The sequence below is a fragment of the Inquilinus sp. CA228 genome (assembly GCF_052078665.1).
Lineage (GTDB): Bacteria > Pseudomonadota > Alphaproteobacteria > DSM-16000 > Inquilinaceae > Inquilinus.
On record NZ_JBQJIK010000001.1, the window covers coordinates 96,236 to 114,271 of the forward strand.

The window sequence follows — 18,036 nt, forward strand, 5'->3', positions numbered from 1 at the left end:
ACTCAACCGGAGAGTCGATGATCCGGGAAGGCTCAGCCATTGAGCAGGCCGAGGGCCAGCGCGGTGGCGACGGCGCCGGTACGGCTGGTCGCCTGCAGCTTGCGGATCGCCGATTTGATATGGCCTTCGACCGTGTAGATCGACAGGCCGAGGCGGCGCGCGGCCTCCTTGTTCGAGGCGCCTCGGGCGACCAGGAGCAGGCAGTCCCGCTCGCGCTGGGTCAGAGCCGGAGGTGCCAGCGGCAGGGCGCCGGCGGCCCGGTGCGCCGCGGCCAGCCGGCGTTCGATGGCGAGGGCGCAGTCGAGATGCGGCGCGAGACAGCGCAGGACCAGGAGCTGCTCCTCGCTCCAGCCGGAGCCGTGCGGCGGCCGCCAGAGGGTCAGGGCGGCAGCGGATCTGTGCGGGTCGAAGCTGAGCCAGTACAGGCCGCTGAGCAGGCCCCACGGCTTCAGCACCTCATGGTAGAACCCGATGCCTGCGCCAGGCGTCCCCGGCACCGGCATGCCACCGAGGAAGACCGATCCGATCGGCAGCTGGGGCGGCGGCGGCCGGGAGCGGTCGGCGGCCGGCGTCGGCAGGAGACGGAGCCCGGTCTCGGGCCGCCCGCGCGGCGCGCAGAATCGGTGGAACGTCGTTCTCCTGCCGCCGAGGATCTCGGACAGGTGGTCGAACGCCGTCGCCCAGGCCTCGTTCCCGATGGAGGCCCGATAGATCCGACCGATCAGATCGAAAGGAATCGCTTCAGCCAAAACGAGGACTCAAATGATGCAGAGATCGTCCGCCGGCGGAAAACCAGCGGACGATCCTAGGATTATTGTAACTGTTTATGGTGTTTCGGTGGCGACAACCTGATTTCGTTGCCGCTATCCTATATTATGACTGACCCGGGATGAGGATGGGAAAGTCATGGGGCGCCCTCCCATCCTCAAGGGAATCCGGGATGTCAGCCACTACAGCACGAAGTCGGCCGCCGCCAGGGCGATGTTGCCGGAGAGCACGATGCTGAAGTCGGCGGTGCCGTCACCGTTGACGTCGCCGGTGATCAGCGTGTCGAACCCGCTGAAGACGAAGTGCAGCCCGCCGGCGCCTGCGCCGCCGAAGACGAACGCCTGGTTGCCGGCCACGCCGGTGTTGGCATCGATGGCCGAGAGGTCGATCCGGTCGGCCTGGGCGTGGCTGAAGTCGGTGATCCGATCCGCCCCGGCTCCGACCGGGCTCTGCGCCAGAGTCTCGTAGACGAAACGGTCGGCGCCGGCACCGCCCACGAGCGTGTCCTGCCCGGCGGCCCCGATGAGAGTGTCGCCGCCGTTGCCGCCGGAAAGATAGTCGTTGCCGTCGCCACCGGAGAGATAGTCGTTGCCGTCCTGGCCGTAGAGGCCGTCGTTGCCGCCGTAGCCGTAGAGCGAATTGTTGACGGCCGAGCCGATCAGGGTGTCGCCGTAGCTGGCGCTGCCGTAGACGGTCTCGATGTCGTACAGGCGGTCGCCGGCGGCATCGCCGTAGTAGCCGTAGGTGGTGCCCAGATCGATCCAGACCCCGGCGGTGCTGGCGTAGTAGTCGGCGGTATCGTTGTCGGTGCCGCCGTAGAGCGTGTCCGCCCCGGTGCCACCCTGGAGGTAGTCATTGCCGGCGCCGCCGGAGAGGGTGTCGTCGCCGGCATTGCCGTAGAGACGGTCGGCGCCGCCATAGCCGTAGAGCGAGTCGTTGGCAGCCGAGCCGATCAGGGTGTCGCCGTAGCTGGCGCTGCCGTAGACGGTCTCGATGTCGTACAGCCGGTCGCCGGCGGCGTCGCCGTAGTAGCCGTAGCCCGTGCTGAGATCGACCCAGACGCCGACGGTGCTGTCGTAGTAGTCGGCGGCGTCGACGCCGGTGCCGCCATAGAGCATGTCCGCCCCGGCGCCGCCCTCGAGATAATCGTTGCTATCGCCACCTGACAGCGTGTCATTGCCGGCACTGCCGTAGAGATAGTCGTAGCCGCCATAGCCGTAGAGCGAGTTGTCGGCGGCGGAACCGATCAGCGTGTCGCTGTAGCTGGCGGTGCCGTAGACGGTCTCGACGTCGTACAAGCGGTCGCCGGCGGCCTCACCATAATAGCCATAGGTGGTGCTCAGATCGATCCAGACCCCGGTGGTGCCGCTGTAGTATTCGGCGGAATCGACGCCGGCGCCGCCGTAGAGAGCGTCCGCTCCGGCGCCACCGTAGAGGTAGTCGTTGCCGTCGGCGCCCGAGAGAAGGTCGTTGCCGTCATAGCCGTAGAGATAGTCGCTGCCGCCATAGCCGTAGAGCGAATTGTTGGCGGCCGAGCCGATCAGGGTGTCGCCGTAGCTGGCGCTGCCGTAGAGGTTCTCGATGTCGTACAGCCGGTCGCCGGCGGCATCGCCGTAGTAGCCGTAGCCGCTGGTGAGGCTGACCCAGACCCCGGCGGTGCTGTCGTAGTAGTCGGCGGAATCGATGTCGCTGCCGCCGTAGAGCGTGTCCGCTCCGGCGCCGCCTTCGAGGTAGTCGTTGCCGCCATAGCCGGAGAGCACGTTGGCGACGGCCGAGCCGATCAGCGTGTCGCTGTAGCTGGCGGTGCCGTAGACGTTCTCGATGTTGAACAGGCGGTCGCCGGCCGCTTGGCCAAAGTAGCCGTAGGTGGTGCTCAGATCGATCCAGACCCCGGCCGTGCCGTAGTAGTACTCCGCGGAATCGATGCCGGAGCCGCCGTCCAGCCAGTCGGCGCCGTTGCCGCCATGGAGATAGTCGTTGCCGTCCATCCCGTACAGGGTATCGTTGCCGTCATTGCCGATAAGGGAGTCGTTGCCGCCATAGCCGGACAGCACGTTGGCGACGGCCGAGCCGATCAGGGTGTCGCCGTAGCCGGTCGTGCCCTGAACGTTCTCGATGTTGAACAGCCGGTCGCCTGCCGCCTCACCATAGTAGCCGTAGCCGGTGGCCAGGTTGACGTAGACTCCGGCGGCGCCGTTGTAGTCGGCGGTGTCGATGCCGGCGCCGCCGTCCAGCCAGTCGGCGCCGGCGCCGCCCTGAAGGAAGTCGTTGCCGTCCATCCCATACAGCACGTCATCGCCGGCATAGCCGTAGAGGCGGTCGTTGCCGGCGTAGCCGTACATGACATCGGCACTGGCCGTGCCGCCAATCGAATCATTGCCGTTGGTGCCATAATAATAGGGCATCGAGATCTCCTGAGTGAGGGCGAACGGCCATATCGGCACTGGCGCGGGGCGCCGTCGTCCGTCCATTGCATGAAGGGAAACTGTGCTGGGGCAAGGCTTGCCGTCGAGTGATGCCGCTTCGCACGGCGGCAAAGATCACCGCGGGCCGACCATTAACCTAAGCTGGTTTTGTCAATGTGGTCCTCTGTGGTGGCGAGATCGGGCCATCGCTCCGGATGAGCAGGCCGGCGACGTCCCGCGTCTGGTCGTCGACCGCCAAGCTCTTGTCTTTGTCCGGCCGGGCTTGCGCCTGCCGATCCCACGGCCTGCGACGGTGAACAACTCCGTCGCGGCGTGTGCCTTGTCGCGGCGCGCTCCCCCACAAGGGGCCTGTCGCCGCCAGGAGCGATGCTCCGGACGGAAGCGCCATTGACTGACAGTGTCCGGAATCAGGGGAATGGCCTCAACCCCCCAGGATCGGGGGGGACGGAATTTTGCCCGGGTGAATTGACGAGTTTTTACCCGGGCATTATAAGATATGAGTCCGATCGCGCCGCAGGTAGGGATGCCATGACCGTCGAGTCCGCCCGCGAGCCCGTTCCAGCCTGCACCGCCTTCGAAGGTGCTCGCCGCATCGCCTCCGGCCCGTTGGCAGAGGTCGCCCTGGCGGCGAAGCGGGCCGTCGAGCGTGGCGCGGGAGTGCTGGTCTTCGACGATGCCACCAGCTTGCCGATCGAGCTCGACCTGCGCGGCAGCGAGGCCGAGGTGCTGGCCCGGCTGTCGCCGCCGGCGGAGCCTGAAGCGCCGCGCGGCCCCGGCCGGCCGAAGCTCGGTGTCGTCGCCCGCGAGGTGACGCTGCTGCCGCGGCACTGGGACTGGCTGGCCGGCCAGCCCGGCGGCGCCTCGGTGACCTTGCGTCGCCTGGTCGAGGAGGTGCGGCGCGCCGGCGAGGGGCGGGACCGGCTGCGCCAAGCGCAGGAGGCGGCCTACCGCTTCATGGCGGCGATGGCCGGCGACCGGCCCGGCTTCGAGGAGGCGGCGCGCGCCCTGTTCGCGCCGGATCGTGACCGCTTCGCCGCGCTGACCGAGGCCTGGCCGGCCGATATCCGCGACCATGCCCGGCGCCTGGCCGCCGCCGCGTTCGACGCGCCGCATTCGGCCTGAAGGGGGACCATCATGTCGAACGCGATCGAGCGCGGCGCGGCCGCCGCTCCGGCCTCCGTGCCCCCCGTCCTGTGGAAGGCGTTCCTGCTGTTCCTCGGGCCGATGATGCTGAGCAACGTGCTGCAGGGGCTGTCCGGCACGGTCAACAACATCTATCTCGGCCAGATGATCGGGGTCGGCGCGCTCGCCGCCGTCTCGGCGTTCGTTCCGATCCTGTTCTTCTTCATCTCCTTCATCATCGGCCTCGGCGCCGGCGCCTCGGTGCTGATCGGCCAGGCCTGGGGCGCGCGGGACCCGGACAAGGTCAAGGCGATCGCCGGCACCGCCCTGGCGGTCACCATCCTGGCCGGGCTCGTGGTGGCGCTGTTCGGCGGCGCCTTCACCGGGCCGCTGCTGGCCGCGGTCGGCACCCCGGCCGACATCCTGGCCGATTCCACCGCCTATGCCCGGATCATGCTGATCGCCATGCCGGGCCTGTTCGTCTTCCTGCTGATGAGCTCGATGATGCGCGGCACCGGCGACACCATGACGCCGCTGCTGGCCCTGGCGCTGCAGACCGTGATCGGCCTCATTCTGACCCCGGCGCTGATCCGCGGCTGGGCCGGGCTGCCGCAGCTCGGCGTGCTCAGCGGCGCCTATGCCGCGATCGTCTCCTTCCTCGTCGCCCTGGCCTGGCTGGCCGTCCATCTGCGCCGCCGCGGCCACGCTTTGGCGCCGGACGCCGTGCTGCTGCGCCATCTCTGGATCGACCCGCAGATCCTGCGGGCGGTGCTGCGCATCGGCCTGCCCTCGGGCGTGCAGCTGGTGCTGGTGTCGCTGGCCGAGGTCGCGGTGCTGTCCTTCGTCAACGGCTTCGGCTCCGACGCCACCGCCGCCTATGGCGCGGTCAACCAGGTGGTCAGCTACGTCCAGTTCCCGGCGATCTCGATCGCCATCACCGCCTCGATCTTCGGCGCCCAGGCGATCGGCGCGGGCCATGCCGACCGGCTCGGCGCCATCACCCGCACCGGCATCCTGCTGAACCTGATCGTCACCGGCGGGCTGGTGGCGGTCTTCTACCTGTTCTCGCGCACGCTGATGGGCCTGTTCCTGACCAGCCCGCCGGTGATCGATCTGGCGCAGGACCTGCTGCACATCACGCTGTGGAGCTACATCGTGTTCGGCCTGGCCGGCGTGGTCGCCGCGGTGATGCGGGCCAGCGGCACGGTGCTGGCGCCGATGGCGATCTCGCTCTTCGCCATCCTCGGCGTCGAGGTGCCGGTGGCCTGGGCGCTCGGCCGCAGCATCGGCATCGACGGCATCTGGATCGCCTATCCGGTCGCCTTCATCGTCATGGCGCTGGGCCAGATCGCCTATTACCGGCTGGTGTGGCGCAAGCGGGCGATCCGGCGGATCATTTGAGCGGCTTGCCGCGACGGGCCGGACCGGCTAACCCGGGGGCCATGGACGACCTGCTGCGCGATCTGCGCGTCGCCGCCTGCTTCCTGACCCGGCTGCCGGTCCGCTGGCCGGCGGACGCGCCGGCCGATGCGCTGGCCCGGTCGATGCGGCTGTTCCCGCTGGCCGGGGCCGGCATCGGCGCGGCCGCCGGGCTGGTCTGGGCGCTGGCGCTCTGGCTCGGCGCCTGGGTCCTGGCCGGGCTGGCGCGGCGCCGCATCGGCGGCCAGACCGGCGACGTGCTCGGCGCCGCCCAGCAACTGGCGGAGGTCGCGGTGCTGTGCGCCGCGGGGGCGGCATGAGCACGACCCGCTGGTGGTGGGTGCGCCACGCCCCCGTGCTCAATCCGGACAAGCTGCTCTACGGCCGGCTCGACCTTGAAGCCGACACCGGCGACGTGGCGGCGATCGCCGCCCTCGCCGCCCGGCTGCCGCGCCGGGCGGTGTGGCTGCAGTCGCCGTTGCGCCGCACCGCCGAGACCGCGGCGGTGCTGCTGGCGGCGATGGGCGAGGCGGCCGTGCCGGCGGTCGAGCCGGCGCTGATCGAGCAGGATTTCGGCGCCTGGCAGGGCCGGCCGAGCCGCGAGGTCTACGGGGCGCTGCCGCGGCATGATCCGTTCTGGTCGCACCCCTCCGCCCATGCCGCGCCCGGCGGCGAGAGCTTCGAGGCCATGCTGCGCCGGGTGCAGCCCGCGATCCTGACCCTGTCGGACGCCCATGCCGGCTGCGACATCATCGCCGTCGCCCATGCCGGAACCATCCGCGCCGCGGCGGCGTTGGCGCTGGACCTGGATGGCGAGCACGCGCTGCGACTCGCGGTCGACACGCTGTCGCTGAGCCGGATCGACCGCATCCGGTCGTCCTCCGGCGCTGAAAGCTGGCGAATCATCGCCCTGAATCTGCCATTTGGAACGGAAAAGATGTATTGATTGTTTAGCGGTATGCCACGAATCTTCATGTGGAGTCTGAGGAGAGCCCCGACCATGATCGACCGCCGCATGTTCCTCCGCCTGACGGGGGTGTCGACCGTTGGGCTGGCGCTGCCGGGCATGCTCGCCGGCTGCGGCTCGGCCACCTCGACGCCGAGCGACGCGCAGCTGCTGGTCGACGAAAGCCGCGGCGCGCTGCAGGCGCTGCTGTCCGCGCAGGAGCTGTCGGCGCTGCCGCGCTACATCCGCGGCGCCAAGGCGGTGCTGATCGCGCCGGAGCTGCTCCGCGGCGGCTTCATCTTCGGCGGCCGCGGCGGCAATGCGGTGATGGTGGTCCGGATGTCGGACGGCAACTGGAGCTACCCAGCCTTCTACGGCGTCGGCGGCGGCACCTTCGGGCTGCAGATCGGCGGCCAGGTCTCGCAGCTGGTGCTGACGATCATGACCGACAAGGGTCTGCGGGCCGTGGAGCAGAGCAGCTTCACCGTCGGCGCCGACCTGTCGGGGTCGCTGTTCACCCTCGGCGCCGGCATCGGCGCCTCGACCGGGCTGAACACCAATGCCGACATGTACGCCTTCTCGCAGAACAGGGGGCTGTTCGCCGGCGGCACGCTGGACGGCACGGTGATCAGCGAGGACCAGGGCAAGAACGACGCCTATTATGGCTTCGGCACCGCGGCGCGGGTCATCTTCCAGGGGCAGAGGAGCAACCCGGGCGCGGACCAGCTGCGCAACCTGCTGCCGAGGTAAGGGGCCAGCCGACCCCGCGCTCCATCAGCTGTAACGCTGCTCCTGCCAGGGGTCGCCCTCGTTGTGGTAGCCGCGCTCCTCCCAGAAGCCCGGGCGGTCGGCGGCGACGAACTCGATCCGCTTCACCCATTTGGCGCTCTTCCAGAAGTGCCAGCGGGGCATGATCACGCGCAGCGGCCCGCCATGCTCGACCGCGATCGGCTCGCCGTCGTGATGGGTCGCCAGCAGCACATCCTCCTCGGCGAAGGCGTCGAGCGCGACGTTGGTGGTGTAGGTGTCGTAGCTGTGGAACACGACGTGCCGGGCCTCGGGCTTCGGCCGCACCAGCGACAGCAGGTGCCGGGCCGAGACGCCGCGCCAGCGGTTGTCGAAGCGCGACCAGGCAGTGACACAGTGGATGTCGGAGACGTCCTCGAACTCCGGCTGGGCCAGGATGTCGGCCCAGCGCCACACCGTCGGGGCCTCGACCAGCCCGTCGATGGTCAGCCGCCATTTGTCGAGCGGGATCTCCGGCTGCACGCCGAGATCGAGCACCGGCCAGGTCTCGACCAGGCGCTGGCCCGGCGGCAGCCGATCGCGTTCGGGATCCGAGGTGGCTCCGGTCAGCAGCCGGCCCTCGCGCGCCCAGCGCTTCTTGCTCTCGACCAGCTTCGGCCGGACCGAGCCGAGATCGCCGTCATCCGCCATGGCCATGCTTCCTTGCTGGGGCACGACAATATGGCCGAGCTCCACACCAACAGATAGCGTCGCCAAGCCGGCCGATCCAGGGCTGCCCATTCCCGGGCGAATGAACCATGCCTATCTGTCCGGGCAGTGGCGCGGCGTCCCAAGTTGCCGGCAACTGGGCGCTATGCGATCCTTGATGCACCAAAGCGAAGCGAGGTCAGTGCTATGGCGAAAAACACCGGACAGTCGAGTCGCATCGGCCCGGTGAAGGAGCGGGCGCAGGTGAAAAACCCGGTTACGGGTCGATACGTGAAGATCGACACCAGCACGGGCCGGATCGTCGATCAAAAGAAGTCACCTGGTCCGTACAAGGGCATCAAGGACGTGACGCGGCATCCATAGTAGCGCTGGCTTTCTCGCCACTGACGGAGGACGTTCTCGATTCGCCTCCAAGTAGCCTGCTGCCGAGGCACGCCTTCATCATGCGGCAACTCGGCAATCCGCCCGAAGTCGACCTGACGATGACCCGAATCGTCACCGAGGTGTTCGCCGAACATGGCATCTCAATCAAGGATGCCGACGCGACCACGGGCGGGAAGGATTTCTTGGAACGCATCCTCGGCCTGATCCGATCGACGGGCTTTACCGTTGCGATATTTTCCGATGAGACCCGGGCCAGCGCGATGGCGAATATCGCCCTCGAACTCGGTTTTGCCGCGATGTGTGGGAAGCCGCTCGTCATCGTCAAATCGAAACAGGCGACAGCACCTTCCGATCTCACGAGGACCGATTGGATCGTCTACGAGGCTGGCCAGGAGCAAAGATTTCGCCGCAAGCTCGGGCAAGCGATCGGTGAGATCCGGCGCCTGGCAGACTACGAGCACGATTTGCTGCAGGTTGCTTTTAAGGCCAGATCGATGGATTGCGGCGTTGCCTTCGAGCGCGCAAACAAAGGGTTCCTTCTTTCCGGCGAAAAGCGCTTCATCGACGCTGCCGCGATCATCCTGCGACGACTCCAGGGAGTTGCCGGCGATGATGGGATCGGAGACTTGGAACGTCTGCGAACCGAGATCGGTATGTTTCTTCGTCAGGCGCGTAGTGTGATGATCGCGGACCAGAGCGCTTGAAGTCTCTCTTCGCAACCTGACTGAGCCGATGAGTCGTCTTCTCTATCTCCTATTCATCGCTGGCTTTCTGCTCGCGCCCGGCCTTGCCGCCGGCCAGGTGCCGGGAACATCCGCGCCGGCCCCACCGGCCGCGTCCGACCAGCCGGCCGACCCCGAGCGGGTCAAGGCGCTGATCGCCACGCTGCAGGACGACAAGGCGCGGGCCGAGCTGGTGGCCCGGCTGCAGCTGCTGCTGCAGACCCAGGCGCAGCAGCAGGAGGAGCGCAGCGCGCTGGAGACGGTCGGCAGCCAAGCCCTGGTCGTGGTCTCGGACAAGGTGCGCGACGTCACCGGCGCGGTCGCCGAGATCGGCGCCACCCTGGCGCGGCTGCCGGAGCTGGCGACCTGGACCCGGGACCAACTGTCCGACCCGGCCGCCCGGGAGCGCTGGGGCGTGGTGTTCCTCAACGTGGTCGGCGTCGTCCTCGCCGGCATCGCCGCCGGCTGGCTGGTCCGGCTGCTGCTGCGCCGGCCCTTCGCGGCGCTGAACGGCAAGGCTCCGGCCACGCTCTGGGGCAAGATCCCGCTGCTGCTGGCCCAGGCGGTGCTCGACTTCCTGCCGCTGATCGCCTTCGTGCTCGGCGCCTATGCCATGGCGGTGGTGCTGGACCCGCCCTGGTTCGTCCGCACCGTGGTGCTGGCGCTGGTCAACGCCGCGATCATCAGCGGCGTGGCCCTGATGCTGATCCGCCTGGTGCTGACGCCGGAACATCCGCATCTGCGGCTGCTGCAGGTCGGCGACGAGACCGCCGGCTACCTCTATGTCTGGGCCAAGCGGCTGATCTACCTGCTGGTGTTCGGCTACCTCGCGGTCTCCACCGCCATCGTGCTCGGGCTGCCCGCCGGCAGCCTGACCGCGCTGAAATACCTGATCGGCCTGGCCGTCGCGGCGATGCTGGTGGTGCTGATCCTGCAGAACCGGCAGCCGGTCGCCGACTGGCTGCGCGGCCGCCGGCGCCACGCCGCGGAGGGCGAGGAGGCCGGCGTGACACGCGCGGTCGGTTCCGCCCGCCGGCGCTTCGCCGATGTCTGGCACCTCGTCGCCATCGCCTATGTCGTCGTCACCTTCGCGATCTGGGCGCTCGGCATCAATGGCGGCTTCGTCTTCGTCCTGCGGGCCACGCTGCTGACCGTGCTGGTCCTGGTGCTGGCGCGGCTGGTCTCCGCCTACGGGCCGCGGCTGATCCACCGCGCCTTCTCGATCGGGCCGGAGCTGAAGGCCCGCTTCCCCGGCCTCGAGCACCGCGCCAACCGCTATCTGCCGGTGCTCGACACCGGGCTGAAGGTCGTCGTCCTCGTGGTCAGCGTCCTGGTGCTGCTCGAGGTCTGGCAGCTCGGCGGCATCGCCTGGATGGAGACCGACACCGGCCGCGCCATGCTGGCCAGCGGCGGCGCCATCCTGCTGGTGATCGTGGCGGCACTGGTGGCGTGGGAGGTGGTCAGCCAGCTGATCGAATACCACCTGAACCGGCACGATTCCTCGGGCAACCTGGTGCAGCGCAGCGCCCGCGCCCGCACGCTGCTGCCGCTGCTGCGCAACGCCTTCCTGGTGCTGCTGATCACCGTCGTGACGCTGATGGTGCTGTCGGAGGTCGGGCTGAACATCGCGCCGCTGCTGGCCGGCGCCGGCGTGGTCGGCCTCGCCATCGGCTTCGGCGCCCAGACCCTGGTCAAGGACGTCATCACCGGCGTCTTCATCCTGTTCGAGGACACGCTGTCGGTCGGCGACGTGGTCCAGATCGGCTCGGACAGCGGCGTGGTCGAGAGCATCACCATCCGCACCATCCGGCTGCGCGACGAGACCGGGGCGGTGCACACGCTGCCGTTCAGCTCCGTCACCTCCATCATCAACATGACGAAGGATTTTTCCTTCGCCGTGTTCAATGTCGGCATCGGCTACGACCAGGATGTCGACCGCGTGATCGAGGTGCTGCGCGACCTCGGCCGCGAGTTGCAGCTCGACCCCGCCTGGGCGCCGGCGATCCTGGCGCCGATCGAGATCATCGGCCTCGACAAGTTCGGCGACAGCGCCGTGACCATCAAGGCGCGGATCAAGACGCCGCCGAGCAAGCAATGGGGCGTGATGCGGGAGTTCAACCGCCGGATGAAGCGGCGCTTCGACGAGCTCGGCATCGACATCCCGTTCCCGCACCGGATGGTGCTGACCCGCAGCCTGGACCGGCCGGAGGACGCCGCCGCTCAGGGAGCATCGTCGGGATCGTAGTGGGAGTCGTGCTTCTTGCGGGCCAGGTGCATCAGCCCGAGATTCAGGGCGATGATGCCGACCACGGCGATGCCGAGCGCAATCCAGCCGTGGATGCTCATGTCCAGCCTGAACAGGTCGCCCATCGCTGGTCCTCCCGGTCCCCTGCGGCGCATTTTCGGGTGCCAAGCGCCGCTGCGATCTGTAATCTCTCTAAAAACCGCCAGCAGTTCCGCGGCAAGAGAGGGTTTTGAGCCATGACGCTCGAGGAGAGGTGTGTCTCCGCCGGCCTGAAGATGACCGATCAGCGTCGTGTCATTCTACAGGTGTTGACCGAATCTCTCGACCATCCATCGGTCGAGACCGTCTATCACCGGGCCCGCGAGATCGATCCGTCGATCAGCATCGCGACCGTATACCGCACCCTGCACCTGCTCGATGAGCTGAACCTGGTGCAGCGGCACGACTTCAACGAGAACTACTCCCGCTTCGAGGTCAACCTCGAGCATCACCACCACCTGATCGACCTTGAAACCGGTGAGGTCATCGAGTTCAAGGACCAGGAGCTGGAGGTGCTGAAGGAGAAGATCGCCAAGCGCCTCGGCTTCGAACTGGTCGATCACAGGCTCGAACTCTATGGCCGGAAAAAGAAGTCCTGAGGGCTGCGGCTTCGGTGCCGAGCCCTTCCCCGAGGGCTCGGCGGATTGCCGTTGCCAGCAGGCCGTGACCCGCGCCTACAGCGAGATGGTGGCCCGCGGCGCCCCGCGTTCGGTGGCGATGGACGCGGCGATCCGCGTCTTCGTCTACCATCATCCCGAAGTCCCGGCGTTCCGCGCCCATGACACGGTGGAGACCTGGGTCTTTTCCGGTCCGCTGAACTGAGCGACCTCCACGCCGCTGGCATCCGGGGCACCCGGGCCGGGGCGTGGCTGCGGAGGTTGCGGCTGCCCAGCGGCCTCATCCTCCTCACCTTCCTCGCGAGCCATCTGATCAACCATTCGATCGGGCTGGTGTCGCTGGATGCGATGGAGGGCGGGCTCAAGCTGTTCATCCTGGTGTGGGAGAAGCAGCCCGGCCTGACCGTCCTCTCCGCCGCCTTCCTGGTCCACATCGCCAACGCGTTGGTGTCGATCTGGCAGCGCCACAACTTTCGGCTGAAGCCCTGGCAGGCCGTGCAGCTCGGGCTCGGCCTCGCCATTCCGCTGCTGCTGGCCGTCCATGTCTTCGCCACCGTCGTCGCCTTCGAGGTGTACGGCGTCGGCACGCCCTATCGCCTCATCCTGTCGCTGATGTGGGGCGGCGATGGCGGCGGGGCGCTGCAGCAGACGGTGCTGGTGCTGATCGCCTGGGGGCATGGCTGCATCGGCGTGCATTACTGGCTGCGGCTCAAGCCCTGGTATCCGAAGGCGCTGCCCTTCCTCTACGCGGTCGCCCTGCTGCTTCCGGCGCTCGGCCTGGCCGGCTTCGTCTCGGCCGGGCTGCAGGTCCGGGCGCTGGCGGCCCAGCCGGGCTGGCTGGAGGATTTGTACCGCACGATGAAGCTGACGCCGGAGGCGCAGGCCTTCGCCGCCGAAGGGGCGCTGTGGACCCGGATCGCCATCCTGGCGCTGATCCTCGCCGCCTTCGCCGGGCCGGTGCTGCGGGCCCTCAAGGCCCGCCATGGCGGGCCGAAGCTGTATTACCGCGACACCAAGGTGCTCGACATCATCCCCGGCGCCACGGCGCTGGAGATCATCCGCGCCGCCGGCATCCCGCAGGCCATGGTCTGCGGCGGCCGCGGCCGCTGCTCGACCTGCCGGGTGAGGGTCGGGCTGGGCGCCGAGCACCTGCCGCCGCCGGCGGCGGACGAGGCCCGCGTGCTGCAGCGGATCGGGGCGCCCGAGGGGGTGCGGCTGGCCTGCCAGATCCGGCCGGTCAAGGACCTCGAGGTCACGCCGCTGCTGCCGCCGAATGCAACCGCCCGCGACGGCTTCCAGGGCCCCGGCCACCGCCATGGCCAGGAGCGCGAGATCGCGGTGATGTTCGCCGATCTGCGCGGCTTCACCCGCCTGTCGGAGCATCGCCTGCCCTATGACGTGGTGTTCCTGCTGAACCGCTACTTCGCCGCCATGGGCCAGGCGATCGAGGCGGCGGGCGGCCAGGTCGACAAGTTCATCGGCGACGGGGTGATGGCGCTGTTCGGGGTCGAGGCCGGGCGCGAGGCGGCCAGCCGCCAGGCGCTCGACGCCGCCCGGCGGATGGCGGTGCGGCTGGTCGAGCTGAACGAGGCCCTGGCCTCGGACCTGAAGGAGCCGCTGCGCATGGGCATCGGCCTGCATGCCGGCCCGGCCATCGTCGGCGAGATGGGCTATGGCGGGGTCAAGGGCCTGACCGCGGTCGGCGACACGGTCAACATCGCCAGCCGGCTGGAAGGGCTGTGCAAGGGCTATGGCGCGGAGCTGGTGGTCTCGCAGGATCTGCTCGACCATGCCGGCGCCGACCTGTCGGTCTTCCGCGCCGAGCAGGTGGCGATCCGCGGCCGGCGCGACCAGCTGCGCATCCGGGTCGTCAGCCGGATCGCCGATCTACGGGGGTGACGGGCAGTTCGCTGGCGGCGGTCCTACGATACCACCGGCCTTTGAGTTTGACGTTCCAGGCTCTTCTTCGTCATGGCGAGGCGCGTAGCGCCGTGGCCATCCAGGGGGCCGGTGCGAGCGGCCCTGGATGGCCACGCCCCTGCGGGGCTCGCCATGACGGGTCAAAGTCCTGCGCCTTCGTATTCAAATCGACACCCCCAGCAGCGTGTCCAGGAAGGCGCGCAGGGCGGCCCAGAGGGCGGCGGAGACGGCAACGAGGATCGCCAGCGCGCCGGCGCTGACCGCCCAGCCGACCGAGACGGCGATGCCGTCGCGCTCGACCAGGCCGATGGCGAAGGCCGAAATCGCCAGCGCCGGCACGATGTTGCCGAGCGGGATCGGCATGAACAGGATGACGGCCAGCAGCAGGCAGGCGGCGCCGATGAAGCGGTCCGGCACCGGGCCGATCAGGATCGACAGGCGCGGCCGCAGCAGCCGCTCGGCCTTGACCAGCCACGGCACCATGCGGTCGACCAGCCGGGCGAAGTCGGCCCGCGCCACCGACCGCTGGGTGATCATCCGCGGCAGCCACAACACCGGGCGGCCGAGCATCAGCTGCGTGGTGATGAACAAGAGCGGCGCGCCGAGGACGGAGGAGGTGCCGGGCGGCGTCGGCAGGATGTTCGGCGCGGCGAAGACCAGCATCAGCGCGCCGAAGGCCCGGTCGCCGAAGGCGGTCAGGATGTCGGCGATGGCGATGCGCTCGCCGCCCTCCGCGGCCAGATCCTGCAGCACCTCCGAGAAGCGCCGACGGCGCTTCGGCCCGGCGGGCACGGCCGCGCCGGGGTCGTCGTGCTGGATCTCGGTCTGGTGGGCGTCGGGCAAGCGGCTGGTCCGGCATGATGGGTCCAGCCTCTGGTGTTACCGAGTCCGCCGTGACGGACGCAAGCGCGCGGTTGTCTCAGCCCCTCGGTCATGCCTCCCGCGCAGCCCACAAGAGGCCGCGATGCAGGATGGTCTTCATCGACCGGTTCTCGAACTCCTCCACCCGGTGGCCGAGCGCGCTGTAGAACACCCGGCCGGCGCCGTGGCGGCGCTTCCACACCACCGGCATGGCGTGGCCGGCGATCCAGGGCGCGTGCTCGCCGGTGAAAATGGTCTCGGCCAGCACCTCGTTGTTCGGGTCGACATGCATGTAGTACTGCTCGGACCGGTAGGCGAAATCCTCGATCCCCTGCATCACCGGGTCGTCCGGCCGGGTCACCCGCACCCGGTAGTCGATGATGTTGCCGGGATGGGCCACCCACTGGCCGCCGGTCATGAACTGGTAGGCCACCTCGTTGCGGAAGGCGTCGCACATGCCGCCGTGGAAGCCGGCCAGGCCGACGCCGCTCTCGACCGCGGCGGTCAGGTTGGTGACCTCCTCCTTCTCCATGGTCGACATGGTGTAGATCGGCACGATCAGGTGCATGTCCTTCAAGGCCGGGTCGGCGAAGGCCTCGGTGGTGTCCTCGATGAACACCTCGAAGCCGTCACCGCGCAGCATCCCGGCCACCTCATCCGCGCATTCCTTGGGGGTGTGGCCGTTCCAGCCGCCCCAGACGATCAGCGCCTGCCTGGTCATTGTTCCGTCTCCCTTTCGCAACTCAGGCGGCCCGGCCGAAGGCGGGCTCCACCGGCATCGGTTCCGGCCGCGCGCAGCGGCTTTCGATCTCGATCGGACGGCCCTCGCGGCCGGATCGCTCCACCGCCTCCATCACCTCCAGCACATGGAAGGCCAGCTCGGCGTTGGCGCGGTGCGGGCGGCCGGTGCGGATGGCCTGGGCCAGGTCGGCGACGCCGATGATCCGGTAGTTGCCGTCGCCATAGGCATGGCCGGTCGCCTCGGCCTTCCACTCGGTACGGTCGACCGACACCAGCACGTCGCCGCCGAAGGTGTTCGGGTCCGGCACGCTCAGCGACGCCGTCTCGCCATAGATCTCGATCGGGGCGTGGCGGTGGGCCGGGATGTCGAAGCTCATCACCATGGTCACCACGGCGCCGGAGGCGAAGGCCAGCGTGCCGGTGATGTGGGTCGGGGTGCCGACCGGCACCACCTGGCCGGTGCGCGGGCCGCTGGCGATGCGGCGCTCGGTGTAGGCGGCGGCGACCGTCCCGGTCACCCGCGCCACCGGGCCCAGCATGTTGACCAGCGTGGTCAGATAGTAGGGGCCCATGTCGAACAGCGGGCCGCCGCCCTTGGCATAGTAGAAATCCGGGTTCGGGTGCCAGCGCTCATGCCCCGGCACCATCATGAAGGCGGTGCCGGCGACCGGCCGGCCGATCCGCCCGGCATCGATCAGCGCGCGCGCCGTCTGCTGCCCGGCGCCGAGGAAGGTGTCGGGGGCGCTGCCGACGCGCACGCCCCTGGCCCTGGCGGCCTCCAGCAGGGTGCGGCCCTCGGCGACGCTGACCGCCAGCGGCTTCTCCGCATGCACATGCTTGCCGGCGGCGATCGCCTGCAGCCCGACCGGCACATGCGCCTGCGGCGTGGTCAGGTTCAGCACGATCTCGATCTCGGGATCGGCCAGCAGCTGCTCGATGCTCAGCGCCGCGATGCCGAACTCGGCCGCCTTGGCCTGGGCCGCCTCCAGGTTAAGGTCGGCGCAGGCGCGGACCTGCAGGATCGGGAAGTTGGGTGCCGCCTTCAGATAGGCGCCGCTGATCACGCCGCAGCCGATGATGCCGACGCCGACGGGTCTCTCGCTCATGGTCCACTCCGCTATCGGGGCATGCCCTGGCCGTTCCAGGGCGCTTCGTAGAGCTGCCGCAGCACCAGGCTGGCCGCGCCGCGGGCCCAGGCGTCGTCGCTCCATTCATGCAGGATGATCTCGGTGCCGCGCCGGATCGGCACCGGCACGACGCGGTCGATGGTGGCCAGCAGGGCCGGCTCCATCAGGTCGCGGGCCTGGATGGCGCTGCCGGCCACGATCACCTTGGGCGGGCTGTGCAGCGTGATCAGGTTGCCGACGGCGAAGCCCAGGATGGCGCCGGCCTCCTCGAACAGGGCGCGGATCTCGGCCCGGCCAGCCCGCGCCATGTCGCGCAGGCGGCCGATGGCGCGCGGATCCTCCGGCGCGATCGGCCCGGCCTCCGCCCCCAGCAGGGCGCGGGCGCGGGTGACGATGCCGTGGTCCGAGACATAGGCGTCGATGCAGCCGCGCTGGCCGCAGCGGCAGGGCAGCCCGTCCAGGGCCATCTTGGTGTGGCCGAACTCCGTCCCCATCCCGGCGGCGCCGCGATGCACGTCGCCGTTCAGGAACAGGCCGAGCCCGACCGAATCCTCGACCGCCACCACGGCGAAGCTGTCGCTGTCGCGGCCATGACCGAACCAGTGCTCGGCCAGGGTGACCAGATGGACGTCGTTCTCGACCGTGGTGGGCACGCCGAGCCTGTCGCGGACCATCGCCGCCAGCGGCACGTCCGGCGCGCCCAGGATCGGGGTCCAGACGCAGGTGCCGCTGCGGCCGTCGATGAAGCCGGGCAGGCCGATGCCGATGCCGCCCAGCCGGTCCAGCGCCAGATCGGCGTCGCCGACGCAACGGCGGATGCCATCTTCCAGGATGTCGGCCACCACCTCCGGCGCCTGGCGGGCGACGCGGATCGGCAGCGACAGGGTCTTCACCACATCGGCCTTGTAGTCGGTGACGGCGATGCTGATCTGATGCGGCGCCAGCTTGACGCCGCAGACGAAGGCGGCCTCGCGGTTCAGCTCCAGCATCACCCGCGGCCGGCCGCGTGCGGCGGTGCCGACGCCTTCGACCGCCCGGGCCAGGATCAGGTTCTCCTCGATCAGCCCGCCGGTGATGGCCGAGATGGTGGCCGGCGCCAGCTCGGTGCGCTGCACGATCTCGACCCGCGAGATCGGGCCGTAGCGCCGCACCACATCCAGCACATGGAAGCGGTTGATCGCCCGCATCAGCTCCGGATCGGCGGTCTTCATTCCGTCATGATCCGAATTTTATGGTGCGGCGCA

General features: G+C 69.1%; 19 protein-coding genes. 11 read left to right on the forward strand and 8 right to left on the reverse strand.

Translation table 11 applies throughout. The annotated features are described in order from the left end of the window. Nucleotides 1–32: 32 nt before the first annotated feature. Nucleotides 33–749, reverse strand: a complete 717-nt coding sequence (locus ACTOWL_RS00475; RefSeq protein ID WP_441319215.1) for a response regulator transcription factor — start codon at nucleotides 747–749, stop codon at nucleotides 33–35. Between the two features lie 201 nt (nucleotides 750–950). Continuing rightward, nucleotides 951–3,173: a calcium-binding protein gene (locus ACTOWL_RS00480; RefSeq protein ID WP_441319216.1), complete on the reverse strand. Its 2,223-nt coding sequence runs from the start codon at nucleotides 3,171–3,173 to the stop codon at nucleotides 951–953. Between the two features lie 549 nt (nucleotides 3,174–3,722). Between ACTOWL_RS00480 and ACTOWL_RS00485 the strand changes: the two genes are divergently transcribed. Genes ACTOWL_RS00485 through ACTOWL_RS00505 form a run of 5 tightly spaced genes read left to right on the forward strand, consistent with a single transcriptional unit; the run spans nucleotide 3,723 to nucleotide 7,431 of the window. After that, nucleotides 3,723–4,316: a DUF2239 family protein gene (locus ACTOWL_RS00485; RefSeq protein ID WP_441319217.1), complete on the forward strand. Its 594-nt coding sequence runs from the start codon at nucleotides 3,723–3,725 to the stop codon at nucleotides 4,314–4,316. 12 nt (nucleotides 4,317–4,328) lie between these two features. Next, entirely contained in the window at nucleotides 4,329–5,717 is a 1,389-nt protein-coding gene (locus tag ACTOWL_RS00490; protein ID WP_441319218.1) for an MATE family efflux transporter, read from the forward strand. Between the two features lie 41 nt (nucleotides 5,718–5,758). Further along, on the forward strand, nucleotides 5,759–6,055 hold the full coding sequence (locus ACTOWL_RS00495; RefSeq protein ID WP_441319219.1) for an adenosylcobinamide-GDP ribazoletransferase: 297 nt from the start codon (nucleotides 5,759–5,761) through the stop codon (nucleotides 6,053–6,055). Beyond that, the gene (locus tag ACTOWL_RS00500; protein WP_441319220.1) at nucleotides 6,052–6,681 is read left to right on the forward strand and encodes a histidine phosphatase family protein; all 630 of its coding nucleotides are present in this window, start codon (nucleotides 6,052–6,054) and stop codon (nucleotides 6,679–6,681) included. Before ACTOWL_RS00495 ends, ACTOWL_RS00500 begins: the two co-directional genes overlap by 4 nt. A gap of 54 nt (nucleotides 6,682–6,735) precedes the next feature. Then, nucleotides 6,736–7,431, forward strand: coding sequence for a lipid-binding SYLF domain-containing protein (locus tag ACTOWL_RS00505; RefSeq protein WP_441319221.1), 696 nt, complete (start codon nucleotides 6,736–6,738; stop codon nucleotides 7,429–7,431). Nucleotides 7,432–7,455: 24 nt separating this feature from the next. On the opposite strand, the gene ACTOWL_RS00510 is transcribed toward ACTOWL_RS00505, so the two are convergent. Then, nucleotides 7,456–8,118 carry a sulfite oxidase-like oxidoreductase gene (locus ACTOWL_RS00510; protein WP_441319222.1) on the reverse strand — a complete coding sequence of 221 codons (663 nt, stop codon included), beginning with the start codon at nucleotides 8,116–8,118 and terminating at the stop codon, nucleotides 7,456–7,458. A 204-nt stretch (nucleotides 8,119–8,322) separates the two neighbouring features. Between ACTOWL_RS00510 and ACTOWL_RS00515 the strand changes: the two genes are divergently transcribed. The 3 genes from ACTOWL_RS00515 to ACTOWL_RS00525 all read left to right on the forward strand — a co-directional run bounded on the left by ACTOWL_RS00515 (nucleotide 8,323) and on the right by ACTOWL_RS00525 (nucleotide 11,487). Next, a complete protein-coding gene (locus tag ACTOWL_RS00515; RefSeq protein ID WP_441319223.1) occupies nucleotides 8,323–8,499 on the forward strand; it encodes a hypothetical protein in 177 nt (58 codons plus the stop codon). A gap of 80 nt (nucleotides 8,500–8,579) precedes the next feature. Continuing rightward, complete coding sequence (locus ACTOWL_RS00520) at nucleotides 8,580–9,224, forward strand: hypothetical protein (RefSeq protein ID WP_441319224.1); 645 nt, start codon at nucleotides 8,580–8,582, stop codon at nucleotides 9,222–9,224. Between the two features lie 28 nt (nucleotides 9,225–9,252). Then, nucleotides 9,253–11,487 (forward strand): mechanosensitive ion channel domain-containing protein, encoded by a 2,235-nt coding sequence (locus tag ACTOWL_RS00525; RefSeq protein WP_441319225.1) that lies wholly within the window; start codon nucleotides 9,253–9,255, stop codon nucleotides 11,485–11,487. Here the strand turns inward: ACTOWL_RS00525 and ACTOWL_RS00530 are convergent. Then, nucleotides 11,463–11,612 carry a hypothetical protein gene (locus tag ACTOWL_RS00530; RefSeq protein ID WP_441319226.1) on the reverse strand — a complete coding sequence of 50 codons (150 nt, stop codon included), beginning with the start codon at nucleotides 11,610–11,612 and terminating at the stop codon, nucleotides 11,463–11,465. The genes ACTOWL_RS00525 and ACTOWL_RS00530 overlap by 25 nt on opposite strands. A gap of 111 nt (nucleotides 11,613–11,723) precedes the next feature. Here ACTOWL_RS00530 and ACTOWL_RS00535 point away from each other — a divergent pair, with 111 nt between their 5' ends. The 3 genes from ACTOWL_RS00535 to ACTOWL_RS00545 all read left to right on the forward strand — a co-directional run bounded on the left by ACTOWL_RS00535 (nucleotide 11,724) and on the right by ACTOWL_RS00545 (nucleotide 14,042). Further along, nucleotides 11,724–12,125, forward strand: a complete 402-nt coding sequence (locus ACTOWL_RS00535) for a Fur family transcriptional regulator (RefSeq protein WP_138887091.1) — start codon at nucleotides 11,724–11,726, stop codon at nucleotides 12,123–12,125. A gap of 64 nt (nucleotides 12,126–12,189) precedes the next feature. Next, the gene (locus ACTOWL_RS00540; protein ID WP_395674849.1) at nucleotides 12,190–12,348 is read left to right on the forward strand and encodes a hypothetical protein; all 159 of its coding nucleotides are present in this window, start codon (nucleotides 12,190–12,192) and stop codon (nucleotides 12,346–12,348) included. Nucleotides 12,349–12,404: 56 nt separating this feature from the next. After that, nucleotides 12,405–14,042, forward strand: a complete 1,638-nt coding sequence (locus ACTOWL_RS00545; RefSeq protein ID WP_441319227.1) for an adenylate/guanylate cyclase domain-containing protein — start codon at nucleotides 12,405–12,407, stop codon at nucleotides 14,040–14,042. Nucleotides 14,043–14,225: 183 nt separating this feature from the next. Here the strand turns inward: ACTOWL_RS00545 and ACTOWL_RS00550 are convergent, their stop codons facing one another. From ACTOWL_RS00550 to ACTOWL_RS00565, 4 genes are all read right to left on the reverse strand, one after another. After that, nucleotides 14,226–14,906 carry an exopolysaccharide biosynthesis protein gene (locus ACTOWL_RS00550; RefSeq protein ID WP_441319228.1) on the reverse strand — a complete coding sequence of 227 codons (681 nt, stop codon included), beginning with the start codon at nucleotides 14,904–14,906 and terminating at the stop codon, nucleotides 14,226–14,228. An 88-nt stretch (nucleotides 14,907–14,994) separates the two neighbouring features. After that, nucleotides 14,995–15,645 carry a ThuA domain-containing protein gene (locus ACTOWL_RS00555; protein WP_441319229.1) on the reverse strand — a complete coding sequence of 217 codons (651 nt, stop codon included), beginning with the start codon at nucleotides 15,643–15,645 and terminating at the stop codon, nucleotides 14,995–14,997. A 22-nt stretch (nucleotides 15,646–15,667) separates the two neighbouring features. Next, complete coding sequence (locus tag ACTOWL_RS00560; protein ID WP_441319230.1) at nucleotides 15,668–16,771, reverse strand: Gfo/Idh/MocA family protein; 1,104 nt, start codon at nucleotides 16,769–16,771, stop codon at nucleotides 15,668–15,670. Nucleotides 16,772–16,782: 11 nt separating this feature from the next. Beyond that, on the reverse strand, nucleotides 16,783–18,003 hold the full coding sequence (locus tag ACTOWL_RS00565; RefSeq protein WP_441319231.1) for an ROK family protein: 1,221 nt from the start codon (nucleotides 18,001–18,003) through the stop codon (nucleotides 16,783–16,785). Nucleotides 18,004–18,036 lie beyond the last annotated feature (33 nt).